The organism is Pelomonas dachongensis (assembly GCF_043555865.1).
Classification (GTDB): Bacteria; Pseudomonadota; Gammaproteobacteria; order Burkholderiales; family Burkholderiaceae_C; genus Pelomonas; species Pelomonas dachongensis.
The window spans coordinates 476,957-490,336 of the sequence record NZ_JBIGHY010000004.1 but is presented as its reverse complement, the minus strand read 5'-3'; the positions used below and the strand labels follow the sequence as shown (position 1 = coordinate 490,336).

11 protein-coding genes are annotated in these 13,380 nt (G+C 69.2%); 10 read left to right on the top strand and 1 reads right to left on the bottom strand.

What is annotated here, in order from left to right:
- Positions 1–74 precede the first annotated feature (74 nt).
- From ACG02S_RS14275 to ACG02S_RS14230, 10 genes are all read left to right on the top strand, one after another.
- Positions 75–1,532, top strand: a complete 1,458-nt coding sequence (locus tag ACG02S_RS14275; RefSeq protein WP_394471124.1) for a flavin monoamine oxidase family protein — start codon at positions 75–77, stop codon at positions 1,530–1,532.
- Between the two features lie 96 nt (positions 1,533–1,628).
- Positions 1,629–2,849: a class I SAM-dependent methyltransferase gene (locus ACG02S_RS14270; protein ID WP_394471123.1), complete on the top strand. Its 1,221-nt coding sequence runs from the start codon at positions 1,629–1,631 to the stop codon at positions 2,847–2,849.
- Positions 2,846–3,199: a hypothetical protein gene (locus tag ACG02S_RS14265; RefSeq protein ID WP_394471122.1), complete on the top strand. Its 354-nt coding sequence runs from the start codon at positions 2,846–2,848 to the stop codon at positions 3,197–3,199. The genes ACG02S_RS14270 and ACG02S_RS14265 overlap by 4 nt, the downstream gene beginning before the upstream one ends.
- Before the next feature lie 8 nt (positions 3,200–3,207).
- The gene (locus tag ACG02S_RS14260) at positions 3,208–4,392 is read left to right on the top strand and encodes an FAD-dependent monooxygenase (protein ID WP_394471121.1); all 1,185 of its coding nucleotides are present in this window, start codon (positions 3,208–3,210) and stop codon (positions 4,390–4,392) included.
- On the top strand, positions 4,389–5,381 hold the full coding sequence (locus ACG02S_RS14255) for an alpha/beta fold hydrolase (protein ID WP_394471120.1): 993 nt from the start codon (positions 4,389–4,391) through the stop codon (positions 5,379–5,381). Before ACG02S_RS14260 ends, ACG02S_RS14255 begins: the two co-directional genes overlap by 4 nt.
- 17 nt (positions 5,382–5,398) lie before the next feature.
- On the top strand, positions 5,399–6,310 hold the full coding sequence (locus tag ACG02S_RS14250) for a polysaccharide deacetylase family protein (RefSeq protein ID WP_394471119.1): 912 nt from the start codon (positions 5,399–5,401) through the stop codon (positions 6,308–6,310).
- A gap of 17 nt (positions 6,311–6,327) precedes the next feature.
- Positions 6,328–7,842 (top strand): aldehyde dehydrogenase family protein, encoded by a 1,515-nt coding sequence (locus tag ACG02S_RS14245; protein ID WP_394471118.1) that lies wholly within the window; start codon positions 6,328–6,330, stop codon positions 7,840–7,842.
- A gap of 32 nt (positions 7,843–7,874) precedes the next feature.
- Complete coding sequence (locus ACG02S_RS14240) at positions 7,875–8,843, top strand: DUF1838 family protein (RefSeq protein ID WP_394471117.1); 969 nt, start codon at positions 7,875–7,877, stop codon at positions 8,841–8,843.
- A 2-nt stretch (positions 8,844–8,845) separates the two neighbouring features.
- On the top strand, positions 8,846–11,188 hold the full coding sequence (locus tag ACG02S_RS14235; RefSeq protein WP_394471116.1) for a serine hydrolase domain-containing protein: 2,343 nt from the start codon (positions 8,846–8,848) through the stop codon (positions 11,186–11,188).
- Positions 11,188–12,096, top strand: coding sequence for an alpha/beta fold hydrolase (locus ACG02S_RS14230; protein WP_394471115.1), 909 nt, complete (start codon positions 11,188–11,190; stop codon positions 12,094–12,096). The genes ACG02S_RS14235 and ACG02S_RS14230 overlap by 1 nt, the downstream gene beginning before the upstream one ends.
- A gap of 130 nt (positions 12,097–12,226) precedes the next feature.
- Here the strand turns inward: ACG02S_RS14230 and ACG02S_RS14225 are convergent, their stop codons facing one another.
- Complete coding sequence (locus ACG02S_RS14225; protein WP_394471114.1) at positions 12,227–13,327, bottom strand: alpha/beta hydrolase; 1,101 nt, start codon at positions 13,325–13,327, stop codon at positions 12,227–12,229.
- Positions 13,328–13,380 lie beyond the last annotated feature (53 nt).

The following is a 13,380-nucleotide window of genomic DNA, read 5'->3' as shown; positions in this document are numbered from 1 at the left end:
TTCGCGCCCGACTTCGCTGCGTGCTGTACTGGTTCGAAACGCGGCCTGCGACCTGCTGCCGCCCAGGAGGACCGATGGTTGAACACAAGTTGAATCGACGCACCGTGCTGGCCGCAGGCGCCACGGCGCTGGCCGCCCGCACAGGCCTGGCAGGTGCCACGCAGGCACCGGCCGATGTGCTGATCCTGGGCGCGGGCATCGCAGGCCTGCATGCGGCGCGCATGCTGCAGGGAGTTGGGCTGAAGGTCACGGTGCTGGAAGCCAGCGGCCGTGTCGGCGGCCGCTGCTGGACCGAGACGGGTGTCCCCGGCCGGCCCGAGATGGGCGCAGCCGAGATCGGCTTCGGCTACGGCCGCGTGCGAGGCAACGCGGCCGAGCTGGGCGTCGCGCTGGTGGACCAGCAGCCCGGCGGCCCGTCGGCGCTGGGCGGCGGCTCGGTGGCCATGAGCGTGTACGGCCAGCCGGTCGTCAACCGGCCCTGGGTGGATTCGCCGTTGAACCGGCTGGCGCCCGCCGAGCGCGCCATGCTGCCGCAGCAGCTGTATGGCCACTACATCCGCGCCAACAAGCAGCCACTGGTGGAGCTGTCGGACTGGCTCAAGCCCGAGTTCGCGGCGCTGGATCGCATGTCGCTGCGCCAGTATTTCCTGGCGGTGGGCGCCTCCGAGGAAGCGCTGCGTCTGTTCAACGTCAATGTCGGCGCCCGCAACCTCGACGAGGCCAACGCGCTGGACGCGATCCGCAAGATCCACGGCTACTTGTGGGAAGCCAAGGCCGGCCGCCAGAGCAAGGTACGCGACGGCACCAGCGCGCTGACCGACGCGATGGCCGCCTCGCTGAGCCGGCCGGTGCTGCTGCGCCGCGCCGTTCACCGCATCGAGGCCGGCCCAACGGGTACCGTCGTGCACTGCCAGAACGGCAGCGTGCACCGCGCCCGCGCCTGCATCAGCACCATCCCACTGTCGGTGATGAAGGACATCCGGATCGATGGCGTGCGCGGCATCAGCATCCCGGCGCATCAGCGCGAGGCGTGGCGCCAGATCCGCTACGGCCAGTTGCTGCAGGTCTTCATGGAGATCAAGAAGCCCTTCTGGGAGCAGGACGGCATGTCGCCGGAACTTTGGTCCGACGGTCCCATCGAGCGCGTGCTGCGCCTGCCCTCGCGGGACGGCTCGCCGGGAAACTTGGTGGCCTTCATCAACGGCGAGGCGACCGATGCGCTGGACCGCCTGCCCGTCGACCAGGTCGGCGACGTGGTGACCCGCGAGTTGGCCCGACTACGCCCTTCCACCGCCGGCGCGGTGCGCGTGACGCACGTGCACAACTGGACGACCCAGCCCTTCAACCGCGGCCACGTGGCCAGCTTCGCGCCCGGCGGCATCGGCCGCTACGCCGCGCTGCTGGACCGCCCGGTGGGCTCGTTGTACTTCGCCGGTGAGCACTGCGGCAAGGTGCACGTGGGGCTGGAGTCGGCCTGCGAGGCCGCCGAGGCCGCGGTGATGCGCCTGCTGGAAGACGTGGACAAGGCCTGAACGCGGCCCGCGTGTTCGTCTGGCGGCCAGCAGGCCAGCCCGGCGCGCGCGCCGAGAAGCCCAGTCCTACAGTGATTTTCGAGATAAGGAGTCCACGTGCTCAACACCTTCCAGCAAGCCAGACACCCGATGCTGCCAAGCGCCACGCACGACGAAGCGTCGCGGCAGGAGTTTTCCAAAAGCCTCAAGCAGTTCGTGCAGCAAGGCCTGCTGCCAGGCCTGCAGCCGGTGTTCACCCACCGTGCGACCCAGGCCTTCGAGCGGGCGCACGGCCACGCGCCCAAGGACCGCCGCGACATCCGCAAGGCCATGGAGCCGGACCCGTACTTCCAGCACTACGCGGCGCTGAACCGCATCTCGCAGGAAATGATGTGGAACTCGGTGATCGACTCCGTCGAACGCCAGCTGCCCGATCTCATCGACAACGCCCGCAAGTTCTCGGCGCAGTCCAAAGCCGAACTGCGGCTGGACGCCGACTTCGTGCCGCCGCGCTACGTGACGGCGCTGGACATCCACTGCATGCCCGGCGGCTACGCCAGCGAGGTGACGGCCGATGACGTCAGCGTGGCCGCGCTGTACGACCGCGGCGCCTACCTGTACGGCATGGGCTTCGCCGGCCCGCTGAACGACGACATGGGCCGCTCGGTCTGCAACTACGTCAAGCGCAACCTGCCAGGCTTCAAGCCGCGCCGCATCCTGGACATGGGCTGCACCGTGGGCCACTCCACGCTGCCCTACAAGACGCTGTTCCCCGACGCCGAGGTCTGGGGCATCGATGTGGGCGGCCCGGTCATCCGCTACGCCCACGCGCGTGCGGCGGCGCTGGGCGTGGACGTCAACTTCGCGCAGATGAACGCCGAGAAGACCGACTTCGAGGACGGCCACTTCGACCTCATCGTCAGCCACATCCTGCTGCACGAGACCAGCGGCAAGGCCATGCCGCGCATCGTGCGCGAGTGCCACCGCCTGCTGTCGCCTGGCGGCTACGTGATCCACGCCGACCTGCCGCCCTTCGACCTGATGAGCCCGTTCACACAGTTCATCCTCGACAACGAGACTTGGTACAACAACGAACCGTTCTGGGGCGCGATGAGAGAGCTCGACCAGATCCAGCTGGCGGTGGACGCCGGCTTCCCGCGGGACAGCGTCAAGTTCGCGACCGCGCCGATGGCCATTCTGGAATCCGCGGCCGAAGGCGCGGCCGGCTACACCGGCGACTCCACCAGCGCGGTGGCCGAGCGCGAGTTCACGGCCGGCGAGTTCGCACCCGGCGGCGGCTGGGAAGTGCTGGTCGCACGCAAGGCGGTGCTGGCATGAGCGCCCCGATCAAGCCCCAGCGCCACGCGCGCGGCAAGCGCCCTCAGTTCTATGCCACGCCGGGCATGGACGATGCGATGTCCATGGTGCTCGTGCTGGCCCAGGAGCTGAGCGTGCTGCGCGACCGAGTCGACGCCATCGAGCGCGTCTCGGCCGCCCACGGCATCGACATGGCCAGCGAGATCGACGCGCTGGTGCTGGACCAGGCCGCGCTGGACGCCCGCGAGCTGCGCCGCCAGCAGCTGTTCGAGCGCCTGTACTACCTGGTGCAAAAGCAGGCGCATGAACTGCGGCAGGCCGAGAGCAAGCAGCAGTACGACCAGGTCATCAGCGAGACGGCGCAGGCATGAGCGGCGCCATGACCCACGACCAGCCGGTGCTCATCGCCGGCGGCGGCATCGCCGGGCTGTGCACCGCGCTGGGCCTGCTGCGCGCCGGCGTGCCGGTGCGCGTGCTGGAGCAGGCAGCCGTGCTGCGCGAGGTCGGCGCAGCCGTCTCGCTGGCGCCCAACGCCACCCGCGCGCTGGACAGCCTGGGGGTGGGCGCGGCGCTGCGGGCGGCGTCCAACTGGCCGCAGCGCGCGGCCATGAAGCACTACAAGACCGGCGCCGACATGGTGGCCTACGACATGGGCAAGCCGATGGAGGGACGCTGGGGCAGCCCTTACCTGCAGCTGCTGCGCGCCGACCTGCACAACGTGCTGACCGACGAGCTGCACCGGTGGGACCCGGCCGCGCTGAAGCTCGGCGCCCGCGTGGCGGGCATCTCGCAAGACAGCAACGGCGTCACGGTGGAGACCGCCGCCGGCACGTTCCGCGGCAGCTGCCTGGTGGGTGCCGACGGCGTGCGCTCGGCGGTGCGCGCCGCGCTGTACGGCGATGGCGCCCCCGATTTCACGGGCTACGTCGCCTGGCGCGGCGTGGTGCCGGTCGAGTCGCTGCGCAATCCGGACTTCACGCCCGACACGGCCGTCTTCCTAGGACCGCAGCGCACCCTGCTGCGCTACCGCGTACGCGACCAGTCGGCCGTCAACGTCGTGGCGTTCGCCCGCGTGGACAGCTGGACCGAGGAGGGGTGGTCGCTGCCCGCCGACCCGGCAGAACTGCGCGCCGCCTTCGCCGGCTGGCATGAAGAAGCCGAGGACATGATCGAGGGCCTGTGCAGCAGCGGCGCCTTCAAGTGGGGCCTGTTCGGCCGCGCCGCGCTGCCGCGCTGGCAGCAGGGCCGTGTCAGCCTGATCGGCGATGCCGCCCACCCGCAGTTGCCCTTCCTGGGCCAGGGCGCGGCCATGGCCATTGAGGACGGCGTGCTGATGGCGCGCGCGCTGGCGCGTGGCCCCGATGTCGAAGCGGCGCTCGCCTGCTACGAGCGCCTGCGCTACCCGCGCGCCACCCACGTCGTCCAGCGCGCCGATGCGCACGGCCTGCGCATCCACCAGCACCTGGTTACGGCTTCAGCCGATGACCCGGTGCCACGCGACGACTTCGCCGAGTTCGACTTCGACGCCGCCACCGTGTCCCTCGACGTTCAGGAACGCTCATGAAACTCGCTTCGCTCCTGCCGGTCGTCGCGCTGCTGCTGTCGCTGTCCGCCACGGCGCAGCCGGCCGAGCCGGCCAAGACCAGCCGCGTGCTGAGCCGCGAATCGGTCATCGCCCGCTTTGCCGATGCCCAGTCCAAGTTCGTCGATATCGACGGCGTCAACCTGCACTACAAGGACGAGGGCAGCGGACCGGCCATCCTGCTGATGCAGGGCACCAATGGCGACCTGGCCGACTGGGACGGCTGGGCGGCCGTGCTGGCCAAGCGCTACCGCGTGCTGCGTTTCGACATGCCGGCCTTCGGCTTGAGCGGCCGGCTGCGCAGCGGCAACTACTCGGTCGACCGAATGAACTCGCTCATCGACGCCTTCATGGACCAGATGGGCATCGAGCGCTTCTCGATCGCCGGCACGTCCTACGGCGGCCTGGTGGCGTTCCGCTACGCCGCCACGCGCACCGAGCGTGTCAGCGCGCTGATCCTGGCCAGCTCGGCCGGCGTCGAGTACGGCAAGCCGCCGGCCGCTGCACCGGCCGCATCCGCCGCTTCGGCGCCGCGCACCAGCCTCTTCTACGACGCGGTCATCACGGCGGCCGAGATCGAGAAGAACCTGCGCCATGTGCTGTTCAACCAGGCGCTCGTCACGCCGCTAATGGTGGAGCGCAAGCTCGCGTTTGCCAACATCGTCGGCCGCGGCGAGGAGTCCATCGCCGGCCGCACGTTGTACGAGCGCGGCGACCCACAGCGCGTGCTGGCCCATGTGCGCGCGCCAGCGCTGGTGCTATGGGGCGAGGCCAACAAAGCGCTCAGCCCGAAGACGGCCGATGCCTTCGTGCAGGCGCTGAAGAACGCCTGCGTGGCCGAGCGCGTGATGTACCCCGCGGCCGGCCACCTGCTCATCGTCGACAAGCCGGCGCAGAGCGCGGCCGACGCGATGGCCTTTCTTGACCGATACGTCGGCACGGCCAAGCCAGCCGCGTGCCGCAAGAACTGACTGCCCGGAGACCCGACATGCACTACGACTACGTGCCCCTGCCCGAACGCCTGCCGCTGCGCTGGCCCGGGGACAAGCGCGTTGCCCTGTTCCTGACCATCAACCTCGAAACCTGGGACCTGATCAAGGACACCGACAAGCCCTATTACGCCGGAGGGCCGGCCATCCTGCCCGACACGCTGCCCGGCAACGTGCCCGACTTCCCGAACTACAGCTGGCGCGAGTACGGCCAGCGCGTGGGCGTGTGGCGGCTGTACGAGCTGTTCGACGAGATGGGCATCAAGCCGGCCGTGACGATGAATGCGGTGACCGGCCTGCGCCGCACGGCTATGGTCACCGCGGCGCTCAAGCGTGGCTGCGAGGTCATCGCGCACAACTATGAGCAGGGCGAGCTGCTGACCAACTTCGCCGGCGACGTGGCGGCCGAGCGCGCCGTCATCGAGCGCACGCTGGCCGTCTACGAGCAGGTCTGCGGCCGCAAGGCGCAGGGCTGGCTGTCGTCGTCGCTGCGCGGCACGCTCAACACCGCCGACATCCTGGCCGAGAAGGGCCTGAAGTTCTACTGCGACCTGATGAACGACGACCAGCCCTACCTGGTCCAGACGCCGCACGGCCCCATCGTCTCCACGCCCTACTCCAACGAGATCAACGACTTCACGCTGCTGACCCGGCGCGGCCACACCACGGCCGAGTACCGCGACGTGCTGATCGAGGAGCTGGAGGTGCTGCACAAGGAAGGCGCCACGACCGGCCGCATCATGAATGTGGGCCTTCACCCGCATGTCAGCGGCCGCGCCTACCGCATCAGCGCGCTGCGGGAGTTCCTGGAGTACGCCAAGGCACTGCCGGGCGTGTGGTTCACCACCCGCGAGGAAGTTGCGCGCTGGTACCTCGAACACCACCACGAGCACATCCCTCCCAAGGCCTGAACCCGAAAGGCGCACGCATGACTCTCGACATTCCCGGCCGCCAGGCCAGCCACCAAGCCGCCATCGAGTTCCTTGCCCGAGGCGACCACCCGATGCTGCTGGGCGCCGACTGGGTTCCCGCCCGCTCGGGCAAGTGGATGGAGACCACCGAGCCCGCCACCGGCGCCGTGCTGGGCCGGTTCCCCGATGCCGATGCCTGCGACGCCGACCGCGCGGTGCAGGCAGCGCGCACCGCCTTCGAGCAGGGCAACTGGCCGGCGATGACGCCCAGCCAGCGCGCCAGGATTCTGTGGCGCGCCGCCGAGTTGATCGAGCAGCACCTCGACGAACTGGCCGAGCTGGAAACGCTGGACCAGGGCAAGCCGGTCTGGGTTGGCCGCTATGCCGAGATCCCCGGCGCGGCCGAGCAGTTCCGCTTCTTCGCCGGCCAGGCGCAGCGCATCGAGGGCAACACCGTGCCCACGTCCATCAACTACCAGCCGGCGGGCAAGCAGGTGTTCGCCTACACGCTCAAGCAGCCGGTGGGCGTGGTCGCGGCCATCGTGCCGTGGAACTCACCGCTGGTGCTGACGGCCATGAAGCTGGCGCCGGCGCTGGCCGCCGGCTGCTGCGTGGTGCTCAAGCCGGCCGAGGACACGTCGCTGACCGCGCTGCGCCTGGGCGAGCTGCTGCTGCAGGCAGGCCTGCCGGCGGGCGTGCTGAACATCGTCACCGGCCGCGGCGACGTGGTGGGCGCCGCGCTGGCCGCGCATCCGGGCGTGGACAAGATCTCCTTCACCGGCTCCACGCCCGTGGGCCGCGCCGTGCTGGCCGCTGCGGGCGGCAACCTCAAGCGCGTTACGCTGGAGCTGGGCGGCAAGTCGCCCGTCATCGTCATGCCCGATGCCGACCTGGACGCGGCCATCGCCGGCGCGGCCAACGCGATCTTCTTCAACACCGGCCAGGTCTGCGTGGCGGGCTCGCGGCTGTACGTGCACCGTGAGGTGTTCGACCGCGTCGTCAACGGCATCGCCGACATCGCCCGCGGCCTGAAGCTGGGCCACGGCCTGGACGCCACGACGCAGATCGGCCCGCTGGTCAGCCGCAGGCAGGCCGGGCGCGTGCACCGCTACGTGCAGGATGCCATCGCCGCCGGTGCGCGCGCGCTGGTGGGCGGCGGGCGCCTGGGGCCCAACGACAGCTTCATCGAGCCCACGGTGCTGGTGGACGTGCGGCCCGACATGGCCTGCGTGAAGGAAGAGATCTTCGGCCCCGTACTGGTGGCCACGCCGGTGGATTCGCTGGAGGAAGCGCTGGCGCTGGCCAACGACTCCGACTACGGCCTGGCGGCCAGCGTCTGGACGCGCGACCTCTCCACCGCGCAGCGAACGGCGGCACGGCTCAAGTCCGGCACCGTGTGGATCAACTGCCACCTGATGTTCGACGCCAGCCTGCCCATTGGCGGCGTGAAGCAATCGGGCTGGGGCCGCGAGAGCGGCCAGGCCGCCATCGACAACTACCTCGAACTCAAGACGGTCTGCGCCGTCGTCTGAACGCCCTCTTCCATTCCCGGAGATCGACATCCATGAATCCCGATGAACTGAACCGCCGTGGCGCGCTGCGCCTGGCTGCCGGCGCCGCCCTGGTGAGCGCCACCGCTGGCTGCGCCTCCACGCAGGCGACCGCAGCGGCAAAGCGCCCGCTGGCCTTCAAGGACCCCGTGTGGAACCGAGATATCTCTGCCCGCCTGGAAGCCAACGCCGACCCGAAGAAGTTTGTCTACGGCCTGGCGTCCGGCGTCGTCGCCGGCGTGCGAGACGGCGAAAAGCTGCGTCCGCTGATGCGCTTCGAGGTCTTCAGCACCATCCGCGTGGTACGCCAGGCCGACGACAGCTACCAGCGCCTGTGCCGTGAAGTGGTGTTCTATCGCAACCTCGAGACCGGCCTGCTGATGGACGAATGGGACAACCCCTACACCGGCGAGCGCGTCAAGGTGGTGGACGTCGCCAACGACCCCTACAACTACGTCATCTCCGACCACTTCCCTCAGCCACCCAGCTATGGCGGCCTGAACAAGGAAACGCGGCCCAAGCGACCCTTCATCCGCAACTGGAGCCTGCTGGACGCCGACACGGTGGGTCTGGAGTCTGACATCCATCTCTACTACCCCAGCGCGATGCAGCCCGAGCAGTGGCCGCGCGAATCGCCAGGCAAGATGACTCGCGTCTCGGAGATGTTCCGCTACATCATCCGCCGCAGCGACCTGGAAGACGCCAGCCTGGGCCACATCCCCTACCACGGCGTGTGGAACCGCGTGACGCCCTGGCTGCCCTGGATGCTGATGGACCAGGCGCCCGGCCACATCATCTACACCGGCACGATGGCCTCGCACGAGACGCTGGACTTCCACCCCAAGGACGTCATCGAGCGCGTCAAGGCGCGCTACCCCAAGTACCTGGTGGCGCCCGAGCAGGTCGAGGGGCCCAGCCTCTCCAGCCTGGAGCGTTATGCCCACGACCAGAAGCCGGCCGCGCCGCGCGTCAAGAAGCCCTGAAGATGAAGTCACGCAAGCCCTTGTTGTTGATCGCAGGGCTTGCCCTGCTGGCCGCCGCCGCCACGCAGGCGCAGACCGCGCCGCCACGTGATGCCCGCAACGCGAGCTTCTGGTGGCGGGTGGACAACCCGCCGCCCGACCCCCTGCAGCCGCCCAAGAGCTGGTACCGGCCGCTGGCCAAGCTGGTGGGCGCACCCGGCCCCTTCCTGCCCAGCGCCGCACCGGGCCGTGGCAGCCTGCCGCCGCACGCGCTGGAGGAGGCCGCGCAGTTCGTACAGGCCAGCAACGGCCAGTCGATCATTGTGGTGCACAAGGGCGTGGTGCAGTTGGAGCGCTACTTCGGCGAGGCGGGCGTGGACAAGCAGTTCAGCTCGCACAGCTTCGCCAAGACGCTGGCGGCACTGGCCGTGGGCGCTGCCGTGACCGACGGCAAGATCGCCTCGGTGGACCAGCCTGCCTCGACCTGGCTGACCGAATGGCGCGACCCGGCGCGCCGCGACATCACCGTGCGCCAGCTGCTGTCCATGAGCGGCGGCTTTCGCAACGCCTTCAGCGCGGATCCGGCCAGCCATTTCATGCAGCTGCATTACGGCGCCGACGTCGAGGCTGCCATTGCCGCTGCGCCACTGGCCTATGCGCCGGGCAAGGACTTCTCCTACGACAACGAGAACCTTCAGGCGCTGGGCCTGGTCATCGAGCGGGCCACCGGCCAGCCCTATGTCGACTACGTCGGCAAGCGCCTGTGGCAGCCGCTGGGCGCGGCCGATGGCGAGATGCTGATGGACCGCGAGGGCGGCCGGGCCATGCCGTATTGCTGCATCTGGTCGCTGCCGCGCGACTGGGTGCGACTGGGCCAGATGCTGCTGGACGACGGCGTCTGGCAGGGCCGGCGCCTGCTGGACGAGAGCTTTGTGCAGGCGCTGCACAGCCCGTCGGCGGCCAACCCCAATTTCGGCTTCCAGGTCGCGCTGGGCTCGGCCTGGTACGACGCCCGGCTGCACCGCAACCGCGGCGCGCCGGAAGGCAGCGTGGCCAAGGCCACGGCGCCCGACCTGTACTTCCTCAGCGGTGCCGGCGGCCTGCAGCTGGCCCTGATCCCCAGCGAGCAGTTGCTGATCCTGCGCGTCGGCAAGGGCTCGCCCGTATGGCGCGACCACGCGCTCCCCAACCTGCTCTACGCCGCCCTGCACCCTGAGCTGAAGGCCGACTGGGGCTGGCTCTACGACTGGCGCCTGGCCACCCGCCCCAAGGCCGGCAGCCCTTCACTGCTGGACCTGAACCAGCCCCAGCAATGGCCGGCCGAGCGCGTCGCCGGCGCTGCCAGCGTGCAGGCATTGCCGCGCCGCACGGTAGAGGCGGCCTGCCTGAACGAGCAGAACCTCGCGCCGGCGCTCACCGAGATCCAGCGCGTGAAAAGCTACAGCTTCCTGGTCTGGCGCCAGGGTGCGGTGGAGTTCGAGCACCACGCGCCCGGCTACGGGCCTGACACGCGCGCAGAGCCCGCGTCCATGCACAAGTCGGTGCTGGCGCTGCTGGTGGGCCAGGCGGTGGCGGACGGCGCCATTCCCAGCCTGCAGACGCCCGTGTCGCGCTGGCTCAAGGAATGGGCCGGCGATCCGCGCGGCACGATTACGGTGGAGCAGATGCTGCAGATGGCCAGCGGCCTGGCGCCGCTACCCTTCGACCTCAAGCCCGGCTCGGACTACAGCCGTGCGCTCTACGGGCCCGACAGCACCACCGTACCGCTGGCCGCCGCGCTGAGCGACGCACCGGGCAGCCGCTTTAACTACGCCAGCGGCATCTCGCAGCTGCTGGGGCTGGTCATCGAGCGCGCCACCGGCCAGCGCTATGCCGACTACCTATCGCGTCGGCTCTGGCAGCCGCTCGGCGCGGCCGATGCCTACGTGACGCTGGACCATCCCGGCGGCCTGGCGCGCACGTCCAGCGCGCTGTTCGCCCGCCCCGAGGACTGGCTGCGACTGGGCTTGCTGTTCGCACAGCAAGGCCGCGTCGACGGCCGCCAGGTGGTGGACGCCGCGTGGTTGAAGACCATGTCCACACCAAGCGCCGCCAACCCCAACTACGGCTACCAGCTCTGGCGCGCCAGCCCGCATGCGCCCCAGCGCGGCTACAACACGGCCACGCCGGCCACCGTACCGGCCAAGGCGCCGTTTCTCGCCGAGGACATGGTGTATTTCGACGGCGCCGGTGCGCAGCGCGTCTACGTCTCGCCGGCCGAGCAACTGGTCATCGTGCGGCTGGGCGCTGCGGCGTTCGACTGGGACGACTCGCTGGTGCCCAACCTCGTCACCGCCGCCGCCCGCCAATGCAACCCCGCCCGCTGATGAAGACCGTCCTGCTGCTCGCCACCAGCCTGGCCCTGGCGCCGCTCGCGGCGCTGGCCCAGCCCAAGACCGCGTTCGAGGGCGCGCGCTTCAGCACCGTCGTCGGCTTCGACGGCGTGCCGCTGAACCTCGTGCAAAAGGGCGAGGCCGGGCGGCCCGGCGTGCTGTTCCTGCATGGCTACAAACAGAGCTACCTGAGCTGGTCCGCCCAGTTCGGCGCGGACCTGGCACAACGCTGCCACCTGGTCGCGTACGACCTGCGCGGCCACGGCAACTCTGGCCAGCCCTGGCAGGCCAGCGCCTATGACAACAGCCGCCCCTGGGCCGACGACATGGCGGCCGTCATCCGGGCTAGCGGCCTGGTCAAGCCGTTGGTGGTGGCCTGGTCGTTCGGCGGCAACGTGGCGATGGACTTCCTGCGCCTGCACCCTGAAGTACCGATTGCCGGCATGGTGCTGGTGTCATCCCCGGCCGGCCTGCTGGCAGCGCCGGGCAGCGGGCCCGCCAACGCGCCGCGCCCGCCCAACCTGGACCTGGCGCAAAGCGTGGCCGCGGCGGAGCGCTCGGCACAGTTCGTCTTTGGCAACAGCGTCGAGCCCGGGCTGCGCGCCCAGCTCGCCGCCGCCTCGCTGCGCGTGGGCCCCTATCTCGACAGCGCCATGGCCGTGCGCGGCGCGGGCGCGAATGCTGACCTGCTGCCGGCGCTCCAACAACTGCCACTGACCCTCGCCCTCGGCAGCCGCGACGCCATCATGCTGCCCGCCGTGGCGCAGAAACTGCGCGCGGCCCTGCCGGGTGCGCGGGTGGCCGAGTTCCCTGAAGCCGGGCATGCGATGTTTGTGGAGAACGGCGCGGCGGAGCGGTTCAATGCGTTGCTGGACGAGCTGCAGTGCGCGAGGAAGCCGTGAGAGAGTGAGGCAGTGTTTGCTGGTCAGGAACAGCCTGGGCCAGCAGGGCACCGCTGACCGCTACAGGCTGATTGCTGTCCTTCGTTCCTAGCTGGGCGAATGTCGGCTCCTCACACGGAGCGGACATCAACTACAGCGTTCCGTTGTAGAAGGAGGTCAGCTTGCCCACCGCGACCTCCACGTACTTGGGAACCCAGTACGTTTCAATGTGCGTGGCACCGTCGATCAGGAACAGCTCCTTGGCCTTCGCGCCGGTGGCCTTGGCGAACGCCGCTTCGCTCATGTAGAGGCTGTCGGCCTTGCTGCCGGCCATCATCAAAAGCGGCTGCTCGATCAGCTCGATTTGGTCGGTCGCGTCCCAGCGCATCAGGTCCAGCAAGCTGCTCGTGGTGTACTTGAACGTCGAGCCCGGATGGGCGTGGGTGCGCCAGTAATACTCGTAGCCCTGGCGGTACAGGTCGTATGGCAGCGCGGCGATCTGGGCATCTGTCATGTCCGCATCACCCGAGTACAGGACCTTGCCGCCGGCCATCTGCTCAGCGCGTGCGTCCGAGGCATGCTTCATACGCTGTTGGATCGTGGCGAGCTGCGAGTCGGCGTAGCCGTTGCGGCGGACACGACCGGAATTGAACATGCTGAGCGTTGCGACGGACTTGAACCGCTTGTCCGTCTTCGCCGCGGCCAACGAGTAGCCGCCGCCTCCGCAGATGCCGAGCAGGCCCAGGCGGCTGGCGTCCACACCTGCGTAGGTGCTGATGAAGTCCGCCATGCCGTGGATGTCTTCGATGCGGTTCGAGGGTGTGTCCACCGAGCGCGGCACACCTCCGCTTCCACCCTGGTAGGCCGCATCGGCCGTGATCGCCACGTAGCCTTGCTCCGCCAGGCGCTGAGCGTACAAGCCGGCCGTCTGCTCCTTCACACCGCCGTTCGGATGCGCGACGACCACTGTGGGGTACTTCTTCGTGGGGTCGAAGTTGGCCGGCGTATAGATGTTCGCGACGATGGACAAGCCGTTGAGCTTGTAGGTCACGGGGTGGATGTTGACCTTTCCCGGGACGTTGACGGTGATGGCGTCCCCATACACCAGCGTGAACGGGTTCTTTTTGTAGTCGGCTGCGGTTGCAGCGGTGCTGATGGTCATGGCTGAAACACCCAGGGTTGATGCGGAAAGCGCAAAAGCGGATGTCCTGAGGAACTCGCGGCGCTGGTCGTTGATGGCTTCAATGGTCATGAGGGACTCCGGTCTACTACACGACTGAACCGCGATGGCGTGGCCCCGCCAAC